17 protein-coding genes and 1 pseudogene are annotated in these 16,079 nt (G+C 60.0%); 11 read left to right on the top strand and 7 right to left on the bottom strand.

Annotated elements, in window-relative coordinates:
• Nucleotides 1-4 precede the first annotated feature (4 nt).
• Nucleotides 5-2,437 (top strand): DNA/RNA helicase domain-containing protein, encoded by a 2,433-nt coding sequence (locus B7X65_RS02470; RefSeq protein ID WP_293592394.1) that lies wholly within the window; start codon nt 5-7, stop codon nt 2,435-2,437.
• Nucleotides 2,438-2,553: 116 nt separating this feature from the next.
• On the opposite strand, the gene B7X65_RS02465 is transcribed toward B7X65_RS02470, so the two are convergent.
• Both B7X65_RS02465 and B7X65_RS02460 read right to left on the bottom strand, forming a co-directional pair.
• A complete protein-coding gene (locus tag B7X65_RS02465; RefSeq protein ID WP_293592393.1) occupies nt 2,554-3,063 on the bottom strand; it encodes a hypothetical protein in 510 nt (169 codons plus the stop codon).
• Between the two features lie 19 nt (nt 3,064-3,082).
• Complete coding sequence (locus B7X65_RS02460; protein ID WP_293592392.1) at nt 3,083-4,036, bottom strand: hypothetical protein; 954 nt, start codon at nt 4,034-4,036, stop codon at nt 3,083-3,085.
• Between the two features lie 183 nt (nt 4,037-4,219).
• On the opposite strand from B7X65_RS02460, the gene B7X65_RS02455 reads away from it, so the two are divergent.
• The 3 genes and pseudogenes from B7X65_RS02455 to B7X65_RS02445 all read left to right on the top strand — a co-directional run bounded on the left by B7X65_RS02455 (nt 4,220) and on the right by B7X65_RS02445 (nt 5,377).
• Nucleotides 4,220-4,492: a hypothetical protein gene (locus B7X65_RS02455; RefSeq protein ID WP_293592391.1), complete on the top strand. Its 273-nt coding sequence runs from the start codon at nt 4,220-4,222 to the stop codon at nt 4,490-4,492.
• Nucleotides 4,489-4,932: pseudogene (locus tag B7X65_RS02450) on the top strand (DUF1801 domain-containing protein). Before B7X65_RS02455 ends, B7X65_RS02450 begins: the two are co-directional and overlap by 4 nt.
• Before the next feature lie 37 nt (nt 4,933-4,969).
• Nucleotides 4,970-5,377, top strand: coding sequence for a DUF1801 domain-containing protein (locus B7X65_RS02445; RefSeq protein ID WP_293592390.1), 408 nt, complete (start codon nt 4,970-4,972; stop codon nt 5,375-5,377).
• Nucleotides 5,378-5,403: 26 nt separating this feature from the next.
• Here the strand turns inward: B7X65_RS02445 and B7X65_RS02440 are convergent, their stop codons facing one another.
• Nucleotides 5,404-6,432 (bottom strand): alpha/beta fold hydrolase, encoded by a 1,029-nt coding sequence (locus B7X65_RS02440; protein ID WP_293592389.1) that lies wholly within the window; start codon nt 6,430-6,432, stop codon nt 5,404-5,406.
• Nucleotides 6,433-6,798: 366 nt separating this feature from the next.
• Here B7X65_RS02440 and B7X65_RS02435 point away from each other — a divergent pair, with 366 nt between their 5' ends.
• The gene (locus B7X65_RS02435) at nt 6,799-7,170 is read left to right on the top strand and encodes a nucleotide pyrophosphohydrolase (protein WP_293592388.1); all 372 of its coding nucleotides are present in this window, start codon (nt 6,799-6,801) and stop codon (nt 7,168-7,170) included.
• 81 nt (nt 7,171-7,251) lie between these two features.
• Complete coding sequence (locus B7X65_RS02430) at nt 7,252-7,710, top strand: PPC domain-containing DNA-binding protein (RefSeq protein ID WP_293592387.1); 459 nt, start codon at nt 7,252-7,254, stop codon at nt 7,708-7,710.
• Here B7X65_RS02430 and B7X65_RS02425 read toward each other — a convergent pair.
• Entirely contained in the window at nt 7,697-8,251 is a 555-nt protein-coding gene (locus B7X65_RS02425) for a redoxin domain-containing protein (RefSeq protein WP_293592386.1), read from the bottom strand. The genes B7X65_RS02430 and B7X65_RS02425 overlap by 14 nt on opposite strands.
• A gap of 316 nt (nt 8,252-8,567) precedes the next feature.
• Between B7X65_RS02425 and B7X65_RS02420 the strand changes: the two genes are divergently transcribed.
• Both B7X65_RS02420 and B7X65_RS02415 read left to right on the top strand, forming a co-directional pair.
• Nucleotides 8,568-9,122: a hypothetical protein gene (locus B7X65_RS02420; protein ID WP_293592385.1), complete on the top strand. Its 555-nt coding sequence runs from the start codon at nt 8,568-8,570 to the stop codon at nt 9,120-9,122.
• Nucleotides 9,122-9,844, top strand: a complete 723-nt coding sequence (locus B7X65_RS02415) for a hypothetical protein (protein WP_293592384.1) — start codon at nt 9,122-9,124, stop codon at nt 9,842-9,844. The genes B7X65_RS02420 and B7X65_RS02415 overlap by 1 nt, the downstream gene beginning before the upstream one ends.
• 166 nt (nt 9,845-10,010) lie before the next feature.
• On the opposite strand, the gene B7X65_RS02410 is transcribed toward B7X65_RS02415, so the two are convergent.
• The 3 genes from B7X65_RS02410 to B7X65_RS02400 form a co-directional block, all read right to left on the bottom strand.
• On the bottom strand, nt 10,011-11,123 hold the full coding sequence (locus B7X65_RS02410; RefSeq protein ID WP_293592383.1) for a 5-methyltetrahydropteroyltriglutamate--homocysteine S-methyltransferase: 1,113 nt from the start codon (nt 11,121-11,123) through the stop codon (nt 10,011-10,013).
• Between the two features lie 78 nt (nt 11,124-11,201).
• Nucleotides 11,202-12,158: a PDR/VanB family oxidoreductase gene (locus tag B7X65_RS02405; RefSeq protein ID WP_293592382.1), complete on the bottom strand. Its 957-nt coding sequence runs from the start codon at nt 12,156-12,158 to the stop codon at nt 11,202-11,204.
• Nucleotides 12,159-12,160: 2 nt separating this feature from the next.
• The gene (locus B7X65_RS02400) at nt 12,161-13,222 is read right to left on the bottom strand and encodes an aromatic ring-hydroxylating dioxygenase subunit alpha (protein WP_293592381.1); all 1,062 of its coding nucleotides are present in this window, start codon (nt 13,220-13,222) and stop codon (nt 12,161-12,163) included.
• Nucleotides 13,223-13,432: 210 nt separating this feature from the next.
• Between B7X65_RS02400 and B7X65_RS02395 the strand changes: the two genes are divergently transcribed.
• The 3 genes from B7X65_RS02395 (at nt 13,433) to B7X65_RS02385 (ending at nt 16,065) form a co-directional block, all read left to right on the top strand.
• Nucleotides 13,433-14,215: a GntR family transcriptional regulator gene (locus tag B7X65_RS02395; RefSeq protein ID WP_293592380.1), complete on the top strand. Its 783-nt coding sequence runs from the start codon at nt 13,433-13,435 to the stop codon at nt 14,213-14,215.
• Between the two features lie 235 nt (nt 14,216-14,450).
• Complete coding sequence (locus B7X65_RS02390) at nt 14,451-15,479, top strand: TRAP transporter substrate-binding protein (protein WP_293592379.1); 1,029 nt, start codon at nt 14,451-14,453, stop codon at nt 15,477-15,479.
• Nucleotides 15,480-15,540: 61 nt separating this feature from the next.
• On the top strand, nt 15,541-16,065 hold the full coding sequence (locus B7X65_RS02385; protein WP_293592378.1) for a TRAP transporter small permease: 525 nt from the start codon (nt 15,541-15,543) through the stop codon (nt 16,063-16,065).
• Nucleotides 16,066-16,079: the final 14 nt, after the last annotated feature.

Genomic DNA, 16,079 nt, shown 5'->3' with positions numbered 1-16,079 from the left:
CCAAGTGATCGTCTATCAGGCAACCAAATCAAAGTTTCTTGAGCAAGTGCACAGCACCGCCATCGAGGTGGTTGTCAGCAACGCCTTTTTCCAGAAACTTGGACACAGGGTTGGGCCCTCAGAAATCAATTCCTGGCGCTCTTCTCTCGTTTGCATGGCGCGCGTCCTCAACGACGACGGTATTCCAGCCGATGCCGGGGTAGCGATTGAGTACAACATCCCGCAAAGCGGAAAACGGGTTGACTTCATCCTGACGGGATTGGCTGAAGACAGGTCGCCCCAAGTCATCATTGTCGAGCTGAAACAATGGGAGACTGCCAAGCTGACGAAAATGGACGGCGTCGTTTCCACTTACACCGGTGGCGCACATCGGGAGGTCAGTCACCCCTCGTATCAGGCTTGGTCGTACGCAGCCCTGCTGGATGGATTCAACGAGGCCATCCATGAGGGTGGAGTGACGCTCCAGCCTTGTGCCTATTTGCACAACTACCTGCCTGACGGTGTGATCGCGCATGACTTTTATGCAGCCTATATCGAGCGCGCTCCGATTTTTCTGAAGGGCGACGATGAGCGGGACAAGCTGCGAGCGTTTATCAAGAAACACGTGAAGCACGGCGATAGCATTGAGCTGCTCTACAAGATCGAGAACGGAAGAATTCGTCCATCCAAGATGTTGGCCGATAGCCTGGTCAAGATGCTCAAGGGGCAGGAAGAGTTTGTGCTGATCGACGATCAGAAGGTCGTTTATGAAAGCGCGCTGGCTGTGGCACGACACGCGGAGCCGCAGAAGAAGCACGTGATGATCGTTGAAGGCGGTCCGGGAACTGGGAAGTCAGTGGTCGCCATCAATTTGCTGGTTGCCCTTACCAAGACGGGACAGAACTGCAAGTACGTTTCGAAAAATGCCGCTCCGCGCGCTGTGTATGAGAGCAAGTTGGTGAAGCACTTCAGGAAATCCGTCATATCCAATTTCTTCTCCGGGTCTGGCGCCTTCGTCGATAAGGATCCAGGTATTTTTGACACGCTGATCGTGGACGAGGCGCACCGCCTCAACGAGAAGGGCGGCCTTTACGGCAACCTTGGCGAGAACCAGATCAAGGAACTCATCAGTGCTGCAAATTGCACGTTCTTCTTTATTGACGAAGACCAGCGCGTCACGCTGAAGGATATTGGTGGCAAGGCCGCGATTGCTGCATGGGCGGAAAAGGCGGGGGCCAAAGTCTCAGTGATGGAGTTGGCGTCCCAATTTCGCTGCAATGGCTCAGACGGATACCTGGCCTGGCTGGATAACACGCTCGGTGTCCGGCCCACCGCAAATCCTCTCTTAGAGGGAGCGGCCTTCGACTTTCAGGTGTTCGACTCACCCACTGAACTGCACCAACGCATTGTGGAAAAGAACAAGGGCAACAACAAGTCGCGTGTTGTGGCCGGCTATTGCTGGAAGTGGCCCAGCAAAACGAATCCCGAGGCGTTTGACGTTGTGATTCCTGAGCATGGATTCAAGAAGCGCTGGAATTTGGTGGAGGACGCCAGCTTATGGATTGTTGCGTCCGACTCGGTGGAAGAGATCGGTTGTATTCACACCTGCCAAGGCCTTGAAGTCGACTACATTGGCGTGATCGTCGGCGACGACTTCGTGGTCCGGAATGGTGAAGTGGTGTGCCGGCCTGAGAAACGGGCTTCCTCCGACAAGTCAATCTTCGGCTGGAGGAAGCTTCTGAGGGAGGAGCCGGTCGAGGGTAAAAAACGGCTCGATCTGATCATCAAGAACACCTACCGGACCTTGATGACTCGCGGCATGAAGGGCTGCTACATCTATTGCACAGACACGGAAACAGCGGACTACTTTCGTTCCCGCATGGGTGCCCAGACTTCCGGTCCCGTTGCTGATGTTGTCGCAGCCGCGTCTGTTAGCCCGCCCCCGGCTCAGACCAATGTGTTGCCGTTCAAGCCATTGGACCGAAAACACGTCAAGCCATTCAAGAATGCGGTTCCGGTGGTTGCCCTCAAGCTCGCTGCCGGCATGTTCAGCGAAGTGCAGTCCTTCGACAACGATGCAGTCGAATGGGTAGCGCTGCCAGATATTTACCGCCCTCGGCCAGGCATGTTCATTGCGCAGGTTGTTGGCGAGTCCATGAATCGCCGGATACCGAATGGCAGTTGGTGCCTCTTCAGAGCAAATCCCCAAGGGACCCGAGCAGGGAAGGTGGTTGTTGCGGAGCACCGATCCATTGAAGATCCTGAGTCGGGCGGTTCGTACACCGTCAAGATATATTCAAGCGAGAAAACTCAGTCTGCGGACGGAGGTTGGTTTCACTCTGTTGTGAAGCTATCGCCTGACAGCACGGATCCGGGTTTTAAGCCAATGGTTTTTGATGCTGAGTCGGCGGGCGATGTGAAGATCATTGCTGAAATGATCACCGTCATAGATCTATAGAACTTAGTCACACATAGTCAATGGATCTTTTGAAGGACTGCGTAGCAGCTGGGCTTTTACCTTTGTAGGATCAACGGCAGGTGGCCGAGGAGTACTTGGAAACTTCCTACGTCGTGCTATTGCTTTAAATCAAACTGGATAATCGCATAGCATCGCTTCAAAACTATCAACAAGCATAGTATTGTTGAAGTTCCGATATATACAGTGGATAGTCTTCCTAGTACTGATATTGGCGCCCATTGGGACAGAATCAAAAATGAAGAAATTACTAACGTAATGCACAGAAGAACGCTGTAGGAAATTGACGCAATAGTTTCAGAAGAAATATTCTTAAAGTCAGAAAAATTTGATATCGGCTTTGCACCATTTTTTGCGTTATAGACTAAGGTGTAAATTAACACCATGAGATTGAGCATCAATCCAGCAACAATGGATGCGGCAGATACGATAATGCCCACGACATTCTCAGAAATGTCCCTCACTAGCAAATAGTGCAGTCCGGAGAGGGCTGCTGGAAAAAACAAGTGAAACAGAATCTCCCCTATCGATAGCTGCTCTGTATCGTATCGTTTCAGCGAGCAGAAATGCGCTTTAACAATCCCGAACGGGTTCAGTTTGGTAAGCATGATTGACTAGCGAAAAATTCTAAAGCCTTGATTGCCACGTCATTCCCTTAACGCCCCAAGATTTCACGATGCTTGAAGCGAGATCGTCTGCCTCTCCTAGCCAGCTTTTTGCATCTGGATGTCCATTGGTGTGAACTTTGACACTGGAAATTTCAATGTTGGATGAAAGCTTTCCTGTATTGCCGAGATCTACTATGCGAGGGTGTCCGTCTAATTGGATTTCGAGCTTGATATTGTCATGATTGAACCCGGGAATCGTGACAATATCTCGGGGGTGCGTCTTCGCCTCAACAGCCCTTATCAACCAATCGATATCGCTAAATGAGGACTTCCGCTTCGTTCGTATAACCATTTCGATCTCGCTGACTTTCTCTTTGTCTTCACTGGAAAAGACGTCAGCGAGGTCACTGGGTAGAATTTTCTTCACCAAGCGGATTGTTTTTAGTGTTCCTTGACTCATAAGAGTTTCTAACACGATGCTAGGAACGACTCTGTTTATTTCCAGAGAAAATTCCGGAAATCGGTTTTTGAAATGCTTCTGTAGATGTGGGAGTGTCAGCTGACGAACTCCGAGAGTGTTGAATCTCCCCAAAAGAAGCAAACCTCGCTTACGCTGGCCTGAAGTTGTTTGTTGGGGCATGTAAAAAGAAAAATTGAAGGGCATCATGTCAGCCTCGTCACTTTGGCGATTGTGCGCAATTGTTTTCTTTGTGGTGCTGTAAATGTCCGATTCGAATCCAAAAGCCCCGGTTTGATATATGCCGGTGACTGAGGTGGGTGTCCCTTTGAAGAGTTTTGCGACGAGGAACATCTTTTTGCCCTTATTCGGCGCAACCTGATAGTTACCTAGCTGGGTCTTGTAATAGTCAAGAAGAACTGTTCGCAGGTTTTGTTTGTTATAGAAATCCCACAAATCCTGCGGCTGCTTTTTTTCGTCCTTAACTTCGACAAGGTATGGCGCTATGGCAAACATAAATGGTGATTCTTTCGCTCAGGTGTATGTGGCAGAACTTGTAAAGGTCATAGTAAGAGGTTTGATAAAAATCTTCCTCATCTAATTGGAGGATGCGCCGCGAAATCCGGCGCCGCGACCGTCTGGTATGGTGCATTTCCCTGGCGCGCTCACAAGTGGATCTCATTTCACGGGAAAACCAGCATGCAATGCAGAAACTTAGTCCTGGCCGCCGCCTTTACAGCAGGCGCCGTCGGCGCCCACCACACCCTGCTGGTCGCCCCATCCTCCCCCGACCCTTATGCCAGGCTACAGGGCGGCGTGCCGCACCACATGACGCCCGAGCAGGAGAGCCAGCGCGTCACAGACAGCCCGGCGCCGGCGGGGCCGCGCGGGCGCCGGGTGGCGCGGGCTGCGCTGCCTATTCCACGCAGCGAGATGGCCTGGGCCACGGCGGCCATTGGGCGCATGCAGTGACCAAAGCAAAACCGCAACCCACAGCGAAAACCAGCAAGCCGGTGCTGCTTTCCGGCGGCAACCCGCAGATCCCCAAGGGCGAAGGCGATGCACCGGTGTTGGCCTATCTCGCGGCCATGCCGGGCTGGAAGCAGGATATCGGGCGCCGGCTCGACAAGCTGGTGGTGGCTGCCGTGCCCGGCGTACGCAAGGCCGTCAAATGGAACTCGCCGTTTTATGGGACGCCGGGGCAGGAGGGCTGGTTCCTCAGCTTTCATTGCTTCACGAAGTAGGTCAAGGTAACCTTCTTCCGCGGGCAGTCGCTGTCGCCGATGCCACCCGGTGCATCGAAAAGCCAGGACACGCGTTATCTTGACATCCGCGAGGATGCGGAGATCGACGAAGCCCAGTTCGTCGCCTGGATCAAGCAGGCCAGCCAGTTGCCGGGCGAGAAAATGTGACACGCCAGTTGTCTGGCATCAAGAAGGAGGCACCCTCATGAGCAAAGAGCAAGGCAAGACCAAGCAGGACACAGCGGCGGAGTCCCCGTCGCAACTCATAGACGCAAAGATCAAGTCCCTGGACGACTGGCGGGGCCAGACGCTCGCCCATGTCCGCGCGCTGATCCAGCAGGCCGACCCGGCGGTGGTCGAGGAGTGGAAGTGGAGCATTCCGGTCTGGTCGCACGGCGGCATTCTCTGCACCGGCGAGACCTACAAGGTCAAGGTGAAGCTGACTTTCCCCAAAGGCGCTTCGCTCAAGGACCCTTCAAAGCTGTTCAACGCCAGCCTGGAAGGCAACACCCGCCGCGCCATTGATCTGGGGGAGGGCTACGCCCTTGACGAGGCGGCCTTCAAGGCGCTGATACGCGCTGCTGCAGCGCACAACGCCAAGCCGGCGCGCTAGGCGAATCCGGCGCCGCACGGTGCCTGTCAGTTCAAGGCCTTGTCAAAAAACGCTGGAAGCTCGCGCTGCAGCTGGCCCAGAAACGCAGCGCGGTCAAAACCGGGCGGATTGGCGCCAATGTCGCCGTCTTCGGAGGGGATGGGCATGGTGGGCATGTCCTGAAACGCGAAGTGCCAGGCATTGGGCACGCGGTGCATTTCTACGCCGGGCACATTCGCGGCCACCCATTCGGCATGAAAGCGCGGCACCAGAAAACGGTCTTGCTGCGCTTCATACAGCGCCACCGGGACGCGGATTTGCGCCAGCGAAGCGGCGCTGAACAAGGCCCCCATCGGCGCCAGGGCCACCACGGCCCGCACGCGGGTGTCGGTCAACGTCGGAATGGCCGGCGCTGCGGCGCCAGGGTGGGTGGCCGATGTGCGCTCTTTGCCGGTGTTGCAAAAAATCGGGTCCTCGGCGCGCTCGGTGTTGCAATGCGCGTCGAAGCGTGCCGGCTCGAGCCGCGCACCTGCCAGGGCCAGCACGGTGTAGCCCCCGGCCGAATGCCCCACGGCGCCCACGCGTGGCCCCCTGGCGTCGCTGGCGATGCGGTCCTTCCATTGCGGGTCGTTGAGCAGGGCGTCGATCACGCGTGAAACCTGCCGCGGCCGCTCGGTGGCATAACGTTCCAGGCTGCCCTGGCGCAAGGAGCGGTCCTGCCAGTTGTCGCCGGGGTGGCGCAGTGCGGCCACCAGGTAGCCCTGCTGCGCCAGCGCCTCGGCCAGGCTGCTGTGCGCAAGTTCACTGCCGCCGGTGCCGTGGCTCAGCACGATAAGGCCCTTGACCTTGGCCTCTGGCGCGGCCTGCATGGCCACGTTCACGTTGAACGGCCCCATGGCGATCGTGCGCGCAGCCGCCTGCGTGGGGTAATACAGGGCCGCCACGATGGGCGCGGCATCGGCCGCGGTGGCTGGAATGGTGATCTGGCGCCAGCCGGCTTGCGCCGCCATGGCCTGGGCCGCCGTCAGCAGCAGGCCGCAGAAGACGAGGGAGAGTCGGTGGGGTGAAAGGGACATGGTGAGCTCCGTGGGTGTTGAGGGGGTTGAAACTGGAGGCGATGGTAGGAGTGCCAGGGCCGGCGCGGGGGTGGATTGCGACGGAACGGCCGGGCCGCGGCGCGAGATGCTGTTTCGGGCGGATGAGAGGTAACCGGGCGATGGGCTTGACTGCCGGTTTGCCGGTGAAGTCTGCCAGTCGCTCTTTTTTTGATAGCTGCCGGCGCCCGTCCTGATTGGACTACAGCCGTTTTTTGCATGAATGGTTCGCATGGACGCGGCTATTTGAAGGCCTGCAACAGGCCTGCAGGGGCTGAAACGCATAACATGCGCTTCAAGCTTCCCGACAAGACTCGACCCTGCCCATGGGTCCGGAAATACCAAGACATGAACCACGACCTCCCTTCCCTGACCCAGTCCCTGCGCGACTTTGCCCAGGCGCGCGACTGGGCGCAGTTTCATTCGCCCAAGAACCTGGCGTCGGCCCTGTCGGTGGAGGCGGCGGAGTTGCTGGAGCACTTCCAGTGGCTGACGGAAGAACAAAGCCGCCACCTGGCCGCACCCAAAAAAGCCGAGGTGGCCGCCGAGGCGGCCGATGTGCTGCTCTACCTGCTGCAGCTGTGCGACAAGCTGCAGATCGATTTGCTGGAAGCGGCGCGGCTGAAGCTGGCTGTCAATGCCGAAAAATACCCGGTGGACCGGGCGCGCGGCTCCAGCCGGAAATACACGGACCTCACCGACCCGGAGCAGGGCGGGTGAGGTCAGTAAATCGCTCTTGATTTGATAGCTGCTTGCGCAATACCAGTAAGGGCTATTGGCCAATTTGATTCAATAAAAACCATGCAAACCCTCCCCATCCGCCTGAACCCCGGCGAAGACTTGCGCAGCGCCATCGAGGCGGCCGTGCGCGGCGCCAACTGCCGCGCGGCGTTTGTGTTGTCTGGCATAGGCAGCCTGTCGAGCGCGGGCCTGCGCTTTGCGGGCGCGGAGCAGCCGCGGCGCCTGACGGGCGACATGGAAATCCTGAGCCTGTCGGGCACGGTGGCCTTCAACGGCACGGGGGAGGGCGCACGCAGCAGCTCGCACCTGCACATGGCGCTGTCCACCGCCACTGGCGACGTGCTGGGCGGCCACGTGGCGCCGGGCTGCACGGTGCGCACCACGGCAGAGGTCTTGCTGGCGCTGCTGCCGGAGTGGGAGTTCTCCCGCGAGCCGGATGCGGCGACGGGCTACCTTGAGCTTCAGATCACACAGGCTGGGCGCCAGGCCGGCGACCGGGACGGGCTCAGAACAGCCTGACCCACCACAGGCGCAGGCGCATGCCCAGCTCGGTGGTGTAGCCGGCGCTGGCGCTTCGCAGCTGGCCTTGCCCGTCGATCACCACAAAAGAGGGCACAGACTGAAAGCCGAAGGCGCGCGTCAGCTCACCGCGCGTATCGATGGCGGTTTGCCAGGGCAACTGGCGCTGCTGCAGCACCTGCCCGACCTTGGTGGCCGGGCCGGACTGCATGGCCACGGTGAGCACCGGCCAGTCCTGCGCCAGCCGGGTGACGCTGCTTTCCTCGGCGCGACAGATGGGGCACCACTCGGCCCAGAAGTGCAGGGCGACCGGCTGGCCGGGGTGGGCCTGGCGCCACTGGGCCAGCGTGGTGCTGTGCGTCGTGCCATCGGGCTGCAGCACGCTGATGGCCAAGTCAGGCGCCGGCCCGGCCGGCACATGCCGCGTCTGCCAGGCCTGCACCGCCACCACGATCGCCACCAGCAGGGCCAGTTGAACCAGATGGCTTTTCCAGTTTTTACGCAGGTGCGCGGCGAAGCGGGGGATCAAGGGTTTGAGCATGGGCCTTGAGTATCGTTCGGGCGCTGCCGGCCCGTACCGCCGCTGCGGGAAGCCCCGGCCGCGGCAAGGTGGTGCGCCGGCGGGGCTGCGGGCGGCGCGTGATTTGCTATTAAAGGCATAGCTGCTCGCGCCCGTATTTATTGGGCTGGAGCCCGATTTCAATCTCTGATTTCGTGTTGCGTGTGGTTTTTGCAGGTTTTGGGCTGCTGGGAACTTGTATTTCAATATGCATATTGCAGACAATCATGATTTTGTTGTTGAATTTTAAAATTATTCATGGCATATTCTGTATGCATATTGAATACAAGGTTTGTTGATGAGTTCATCCGGAATCAAATCCCGCCTTGGCCATGCGCAGTGGTCGCTGAAACCGCAAGACTTGGCCATGGCGTTCAAGCTGGTGTGTCTGGCGGGGCAAAAGCTGCCCTACACAGCACTGGCGCAAGCCATGCACATGTCGCAGTTTGAAGCCCATGCCTGCATGGCGCGGCTCAGTGGAGCGCGCCTGTTGGCTGAGGTAAATGACATCCCCACGCTGGTGCTGGCGGCTTTCAGGCCCATGGTGTTGCAGGGGGCGCCTTACTTTTTTCCGGCGGTAAGGGGCGAGATCACCATGGGTTTTCCTACGGCCTATGGTGTGGAGCCGCTCAAATCCAAAGTGCTGTTTGCTGATGAGACGCCGCCCGTGTGGCCCCATGCAGACGGCCCGGTGCGCGGCAGTGCGCTGCTGCCTCTGTACCCCAAGTTGCCTTTGGCCGCCGCGCAGGACCCGGCTTTGTACGAGTTGCTGGCCTTGTTTGACGCGCTGCGCATAGGTCAGGCGCGTGAACGTGAAATGGCCCGCAAGCTGCTGGAAGAAAGGTTGAGCTGATGGCGGCATTCAACAACCCCAATCTGGCTATTCTGGAACTGGTGGCCCATGCCTTGGGCCCCGTACGGGAGCGTGTGATCTTTGTGGGTGGTTGCGCTACGGGCCTGTTGCTGACGCAGGAGCGGCCCGACCGTATCCGCATCACCGAAGACGTTGACATCGTTGCGCAAGCGTTGACGGTGCATGACTACCACGCCATTGAGAAGCAAGTCCGCGCTCAGGGCTTCAGCAACGACATGCGGCCCAATGCACCCATTTGCCGGTGGGTTTATAAAAATGTCACGCTTGACTTGATGCCCACGGTCAAGGACATCTTGGGCTTTGCCAACCGCTGGTATCCATTGGCCCTGCAGACTGCAGACTTGGTCACATTGCCAAGCGGCATGAATATTCGGCTCATTAGCGCCCCGGTTTTCATTGGCACCAAGTTGGAGGCGTTCAAGGACCGGGGCAAAGACGCCGATGGCAGGCCAGACTTTCTGGGTAGCCATGATCTTGAAGACATCATCACCGTGGCAGACCGGCGGCCCGAACTGCTGGGCGAGTGCCGTGCCGCAGCGCCTGAACTGCGCGCCTACCTGGCGGCAGGATTCACAGCGCTGTTTGCCAATCCCGAGTTCGAACAAGCCCTGTCAGGCCATTTGCCGGGCGACACTTTCAGCCAGCAGCGCGCCAGACCGCTCGCAAATACATTGCGCGAACTGGCAACGCTTTCAGCATGAAATACATGGAGGTCACAGACCCGAATCCAGGGGGTAAAGGGTGCGATTTGCTCATTATTTGATAGCTACTTGCGCGCGTATTTATTGGACTATGGGCCGATTTGACATTAAAAAAGCCGCCGGCAGTTGCCGGCGGCTTTTCTTTATGGAGCAGTCGGCGAACCGGTCAGACCGAACCCCAGACCTCCTGCGCCGTCTCGATCACCAGGCGCAGCTTGGCGCGCTGGGCTTCCACCGCGATGTCGTTGCCGTGCACGGTGCTGCTGAAACCGCACTGCGGTGACAGGGCCAGCTGCTCCAGCGGCGCGTATTTCGCGGCTTCCTCGATGCGGCGCTTCAGGTCGTCCTTGCTTTCCAGCGTGCCGAACTTGGTGGTGACCAGGCCCAGCACCACGGTTTTGCCCTTGGGCAGGAAACGCAGGGGCTTGAAGTCGCCGGAGCGGTCGTCGTCGTACTCCATGAAGTAGGCGTCGAGGTTCATTTCCTTGAGCAGCGCCTCGGCCACGGGCTCGTAGTTGCCGGCGGCGGCGTGGGTGCTCTTGAAGTTGCCGCGGCACAGGTGCATGGCCAGCAGCATGCCTTCGGGCTTTTGCGCCACCACCTTGTTGATGAAGCCGGCATAGCGGTGCGGCAGCTCGTCGGGGTCGTCGCCGCGCTGGCGGGCGGCTTCGCGCATCTTGGTGTCGCACAGGTAGGCGAGGTTGGTGTCGTCCATCTGCACGTAGGTGCAGCCGGCGGCAGCCAGGCTGCGCAGCTCGTCGCCGTAAGCCTTGGCCACGTCGTCATAAAACTGCGGGTCGAGCTCGGGGTAGGCTTCGCGGCTGATGCCGGCGCGGCCGCCGCGGAAGTGCAGCATGGTGGGCGAGGGGATGGTCACCTTGGGCGTGTTGCCCGCGCTCACCTGGCTCTTGAGGTACTGGAAGTCGGCGAGCTGGATGTCCTTGACGTGGCGCACTTTGTCGATCACGCGCATCACCGGTGGGGCCAGCTCCTGCGTGCCGTCGGGCCGGATGATGGTGACCGGAATGTCGGTTTTCACGCCGCCGATCTGCTCGAGGAAGTCAATGTGGAAGTAGGTGCGGCGGAACTCGCCGTCGGTGATGCTTTTCAGGCCCACGTCTTCCTGGAACTTGACGATCTCGGTGATGGCCTTGTCTTCCACCTTGCGCAGCTGCTCGGGCGTGATCTCGCCCTTGGCCTTCTGCTCGCGGGCTTCCAGCAGGTATTTGGGGCGCAGAAAACTGCCAACGTGGTCGTAACGGGCGGGGAGCTGGGTCATGTCTCTTTTTCCTTTGAGGTCGTTGAAATCGGGCAGGGGAAGGTGAATGATATTAGGGCACAACCGTCGATGGCCGGTCTACAGGTCCAGCACCAGGGTTCTGCTTTTGGCGCGCGAGCAGCAGGGCGTGAACTGGTCGTTCTTCGCCTTCTCCTCGTCGGTGAAGTACATGTCGCGGTGGTCGGGCTCGCCTTCGAGCACACGCGTGATGCAGGTGCCGCAGACGCCCTGCTCGCAGGAGGTGAGGATCTCGATGCCGTTGTCCTTCAGCACCTGGATGATGTTCTGCTCCGCGCCCACGGTGTAGCTTTTGCCGGTGCTGGCGATCTTCACCTCGAAGCCGGTGTCGCCAGCGGTGTCCTGCGGCGCGGCGCCGAAATACTCGAGGTGGATTTGCTCGCTGCGCCAGCCGCCGGCCTTGGCGCTGTCCACCACGTGGGTGATGAAACCGGCAGGGCCGCAGACATACAGCTGGTGCTCGGGGGTGGCACCGGCCAGCACGGCTGGCAGGTCGAGTTTCTGCTCGGCCGGGCCGGCGTCGTAGTGGAAATACACCTTGCCGGCAAAGGCCGAGTCGCCGATCTCCTGGCGGAAAGCGGTGCGTTCGGCCGAGCGGGTGCAGTAGTGCAGGGTGAAGTCCGCATGGATGGCCGCCAGCCGCTGCGCCATGCACAGCAGCGGCGTCACGCCGATGCCACCGGCCAGCAGCAGTGTGCGCGGCGCGTGCTGCAGCGGAAAGTGGTTTTTCGGTGGGCTGATGCGGATCACGTCGCCTTCGTTCACCGCCTCGTGCATGGCGACGGAGCCGCCGCGCGAGGCCGGGTCGCGCAGCACGGCGATGCGGTAGCGGTGCTGCTCGGTGGCGTCGTTGCACAGCGAGTACTGGCGCGTCAGCCCGCCGGGAATCTGCACATCGACATGGGAGCCCGCGCTGAAGGCCGGCAGCGGCGCACCGTCGGCGCGGGCCAGCTCGAAGCTGGTGATGCCTTCGGCTTCCATGGTTTTTCGGATGACCTTGACGTCAAGACTGTCCATGGTCAGGCGGCCTGCTGTTGAGCTGGGGCTTGCGCGGGTGCCTGCTCCTGCGCGATGAGGCGGTCGATGATGCGGCGCGACTGCACGCCGCCGGCGTCGATGTTGAGCATCAGCAGCTTGCGCTGCGGGAACAGCGTAAGGTTGCGCTGCTGCGCTTCCAGCACGGCGGTGTCTTCGGCAAACACCTTGCCCTGGCCCTCGCGGATCTGCGCGGTGAGGGCCTTGTCTTTCGGGTTGAAGTTGCGTGCCATGCCCCAGAAGTACCACATCGAGGTTTCGGTTTCGGGCGTGATGAAGTCCACCACGATGCTGCTGACCTTGTCTTTCGGGTCAGCGTTGTAGCCGCCCTTGCCGGCGTGGGCCACGCCGACCTCGATCAGGACGTGGCTGGGCGGCGTGAAGCGGCAGACCTGCCAGCGGTCCACCGGCACGTCGTCGGCCAGGTTGTTGCCGCGCAGGTTGGCGCGCCAGAAAGGCGGTGCCATCACGTTTTCCATGAAGCGGCTGGTCACCACGCTCTCGCCCTCGGTTTTGGTGCTGACGGGCGTTTCGTCGATTTCCTTCTGGCCGATGCTGGTGGTGTGGACGTAGGTCTCGTGCGTCAGATCCATCAGGTTGTCGATCATCAGGCGGTAGTCGCAGTTGATGTGGTACAGGCCGCCGCCATAGGCCCACTCGGGGTTGTCGGCCCAGTCGAGCTGGGGAATCTTGCTGTCGTCGGCCAGTTTTTCGTCGCCGGTCCAGACCCAGATGAAGCCGTGGCGCTCCACCACCGGGAAGCTGCGGTTGCGCGGGAAACCCTGCACGCGCTGGCCGGGCATGGAGGCGACCTTGCCGTCGCATTCCATCACCAGGCCGTGGTAGCCGCAGACCAGCTTGCCTTCGCAGACCGTGCCCAGCGACAGGGCCGCGCCGCGGTGCGGGCAGAAGTCGTCCATCGCAACGACCTTGCCTTCGGGGCCGCGGTAGAAAACAATTTTTTCGCCGCAGATCTGCCGGCCCAGCGGCTTGTCGTCGATTTCGGTGGGAGTGCAGGCAACATACCAGGTGTTTTTGGGAAACATGACGCTTGTCCGTAGAGGAGGGGGAGGGTGGGTGTGGGGGAGGTTTTTTGGGTGGCCCAGGCCGATTTGGACGGCTGATGGCTCAGGCGGCGATTATGCAAAAAAACGAGATTGATGTATACATTGATATCATTAATTTATCAAAATATACGCTGAATAGGGCAAAATTCAATCTGAACAGGTCATTGCTGTATACATTAAGAGATCCAGATGAACGACAAAACCACTTCCCTGGCCGCCGCCGACGTGCAGGAGCCGGGCGCTTCCCAGACCGTCAAGGCGCAGCTGCGCCTGCGCGAAATGATTCTGGCCGGCGAGCTGCCCGGCGGCGCGCGTATTGCCGAGCTGGCCATTGTTGAAAAGCTCGGGGTGTCGCGCACGCCGATTCGCGCCGCGCTGATGAGGCTGGAGCAGGAGGGCCTGCTGGAGGGGCTGGTCAATGGCGGTTATGCGGTGCGCACGTTTTCGGAGCGCGATGTGTCCGAGGCGATTGAACTGCGCGGCACGCTCGAAGGGCTGTCAGCCCGGCTGGCGGCCGAACGCGGGGTGTCTGGCGCGCTGCTGGCCGAGGCACGCGCCTGTCTCGGCCAGATCGACGGCGTGCTGAGCCAGCCGGCCCTCGACGACGAGTCTTTCCTGCATTACGTCACGCTGAACCAGCGCTTTCACAACCTGCTCAGCGAGATGGCCGGCAGCACGGTGATTGCGCGTGAACTCGAACGCGTCGTGAACCTGCCGTTTGCCTCACCCTCGGGGTTTGTCGTGGCGCAGGCCAACTCGCCGCAGGCGCGTGACATGCTGATCGTGGCGCAGGACCAGCACCGCCAGGTGCTGGACGCCATCGAGCGGCGCGAAGGCGCGCGCGCCGAAGCCATCATGCGCGAGCACTCGCGCATCGCCCAGCGCAACCTGCTCCACGCGCTGTCGGGCCAGACCGGCTCGCAGATGCCTGAATCGATGCGGGCGATCAAACTCATTCGCCGCCGCGACTGATCACAACCTTGGTCAACAAGCTGAGCGGTCCTTCATGACGGTCGGTGAAGGAACGGTATGGCGCGGACGGGTATTGAGATATCCGGATATTTGATATATCAAAAGCATATAACTGATAGAGCCCTGTCCGCCGTTCCATTGGCGGTTTTGCGGGGCGACAATCCGCAATGACCCCATGGAAGACCTGCCAACGCAGCAGTACCCTCTGTTTTCAACACTATTACCGGAGACTGAAATGAACAAAAGAGCCCTTTTCAAAACCGCCGTGGCGGTTGCTGCCCTGTGCGCTGCCGGCGCCGGTTTTGCACAACAGGTCACTCTTCGCCTGCACCAGATGCTGCCGCCGCAGGCAACCATTCCGGCCAAGGCGCTGATTCCCTGGGCGCAGAAGGTGGAGAAGGAATCCGGCGGCAAGATCAAGGTGCAGCTGTTTCACGCCATGCAGCTGGGCGGCGCGCCCCCTCAATTGTTTGACCAGGCCCGGGACGGTATCGTGGACCTGACCTGGACCGTGCTGGGCTACACGCCTGGCCGTTTCCCGAAGTCTGAAGTGTTCGAACTGCCGTTCATGACCACCACGGCAGAAGCCGGTTCGCGTGCGTTCCAGGAGTACATGGAAAAATTCGCCGCGGACGAGTTCAAGGACGTCAAGGTCATTGCCGTGCATACCCACGGCCCCGGCCTGTTCCACACCAAGGAGCCGGTCACCGGCCTGGAGTCGCTGCGCGGCATGAAGATTCGCGGCGGTTCGCGCGTCATCAACAACATGTTGACCAAGCTCGGCGCCATCCCGGTGGGCATGCCTGTGCCGGCCGTGACGGAAGCGCTGTCCAAGGGCGTGATCAACGGCACCACCATTCCCTGGGAAGTGACGCCGGCACTGAAGGTGTCCCAGCTCGTGAAGAACCACACCACCTTCGCCGGCAAATACGGCCTGTACACGCAGACCTTTGTGTTTGCCATGAACAAGGGTTCCTACGAAAAACTGCCGGCTGACCTGAAGAAGGTGATCGACGCCAACTCCGGCATCGAGGCTGCGGCCATGCTGGGCCGGGCCATGGACGCCGGCGACGTGGCGGGCCGCGAGATTGCCGTCAAGGCGGGCAACAAGATCGTCGCGCTGGACGTGGTCGAGACGCAGCGCTGGCGCCGCACGGCGAGTGTGGTCGAGTCGGACTGGATTGCCGAAATGAAAGGCAAGGGCATTGACGGCACCAAGCTGGCCGCCGAAGCCCGGGCGCTGGTGGACAAATACTCCAAATAAGAGATTCCCGACATTCAACTTCATGCAGCGGGGCACCTAGGTGCCCCGCGCCACATACAACATGGTCAAATTTGTTTACCGCGCGGCTGAGTGGCTGGCCTACATCGGCGGGCTGCTTCTGTCGGCGCTGGCGCTGATGGTGGTTGTCAGCGTCACGGGCCGCGCGCTCATCAATGTCGGGCTGGGCCCTGTTCCCGGCGACTTTGAAATGGTTGAAATGGCCACCGCGGTGGTTGTTTTCTTTTTCCTGCCCTGGTGTTACCTGAAAAACGGGCACGCCATGGTGGACCTGGTGTACATGCACCTGCCTGGCTGGGCGCAGCGCGCCGTCACCATAGGAAGCGACTTGTTGATGCTCTTGACCTGGACCGTACTGACCTGGCGCCTCGGCGTCTCATTGTTTGACAAGTATGGGGAAGGCGAGACCACCTTCATCCTGCAAATACCGGTGTGGTGGGCATTGGTGCTGTGCATGTTCGGCGCCGTGATGGGTTGCCTGACCTACCTGGCCAAGACGCTGGTGGAAATGGGTGTGGCCCGCCCGCCCGAGGGCTGGTCGGCCGGACCCGCAGGGGGACACGTATGAGCAGCGCCGTGGTA

Source organism: Polaromonas sp. 39-63-25, from assembly GCF_002278925.1.
Lineage (GTDB): Bacteria > Pseudomonadota > Gammaproteobacteria > Burkholderiales > Burkholderiaceae_C > Polaromonas.
This window is presented reverse-complemented; position numbering and strand designations above follow the sequence as displayed.

What these genes read in the sequence shown, in the direction of transcription:
- B7X65_RS02465 (WP_293592393.1), bottom strand. Translation starts at nt 3,063, where the DNA reads ATGCTTACCAAACTGAACCCGTTCGGGATTGTTAAAGCGCATTTCTGC.
- B7X65_RS02460 (WP_293592392.1), bottom strand. Translation starts at nt 4,036, where the DNA reads ATGTTTGCCATAGCGCCATACCTTGTCGAAGTTAAGGACGAAAAAAAG.
- B7X65_RS02455 (WP_293592391.1), top strand. Translation starts at nt 4,220, where the DNA reads ATGCAATGCAGAAACTTAGTCCTGGCCGCCGCCTTTACAGCAGGCGCC.
- B7X65_RS02445 (WP_293592390.1), top strand. Translation starts at nt 4,970, where the DNA reads ATGAGCAAAGAGCAAGGCAAGACCAAGCAGGACACAGCGGCGGAGTCC.
- B7X65_RS02440 (WP_293592389.1), bottom strand. Translation starts at nt 6,432, where the DNA reads ATGTCCCTTTCACCCCACCGACTCTCCCTCGTCTTCTGCGGCCTGCTG.
- B7X65_RS02435 (WP_293592388.1), top strand. Translation starts at nt 6,799, where the DNA reads ATGAACCACGACCTCCCTTCCCTGACCCAGTCCCTGCGCGACTTTGCC.
- B7X65_RS02430 (WP_293592387.1), top strand. Translation starts at nt 7,252, where the DNA reads ATGCAAACCCTCCCCATCCGCCTGAACCCCGGCGAAGACTTGCGCAGC.
- B7X65_RS02425 (WP_293592386.1), bottom strand. Translation starts at nt 8,251, where the DNA reads ATGCTCAAACCCTTGATCCCCCGCTTCGCCGCGCACCTGCGTAAAAAC.
- B7X65_RS02420 (WP_293592385.1), top strand. Translation starts at nt 8,568, where the DNA reads ATGAGTTCATCCGGAATCAAATCCCGCCTTGGCCATGCGCAGTGGTCG.
- B7X65_RS02415 (WP_293592384.1), top strand. Translation starts at nt 9,122, where the DNA reads ATGGCGGCATTCAACAACCCCAATCTGGCTATTCTGGAACTGGTGGCC.
- B7X65_RS02410 (WP_293592383.1), bottom strand. Translation starts at nt 11,123, where the DNA reads ATGACCCAGCTCCCCGCCCGTTACGACCACGTTGGCAGTTTTCTGCGC.
- B7X65_RS02405 (WP_293592382.1), bottom strand. Translation starts at nt 12,158, where the DNA reads ATGGACAGTCTTGACGTCAAGGTCATCCGAAAAACCATGGAAGCCGAA.
- B7X65_RS02400 (WP_293592381.1), bottom strand. Translation starts at nt 13,222, where the DNA reads ATGTTTCCCAAAAACACCTGGTATGTTGCCTGCACTCCCACCGAAATC.
- B7X65_RS02395 (WP_293592380.1), top strand. Translation starts at nt 13,433, where the DNA reads ATGAACGACAAAACCACTTCCCTGGCCGCCGCCGACGTGCAGGAGCCG.
- B7X65_RS02390 (WP_293592379.1), top strand. Translation starts at nt 14,451, where the DNA reads ATGAACAAAAGAGCCCTTTTCAAAACCGCCGTGGCGGTTGCTGCCCTG.
- B7X65_RS02385 (WP_293592378.1), top strand. Translation starts at nt 15,541, where the DNA reads ATGGTCAAATTTGTTTACCGCGCGGCTGAGTGGCTGGCCTACATCGGC.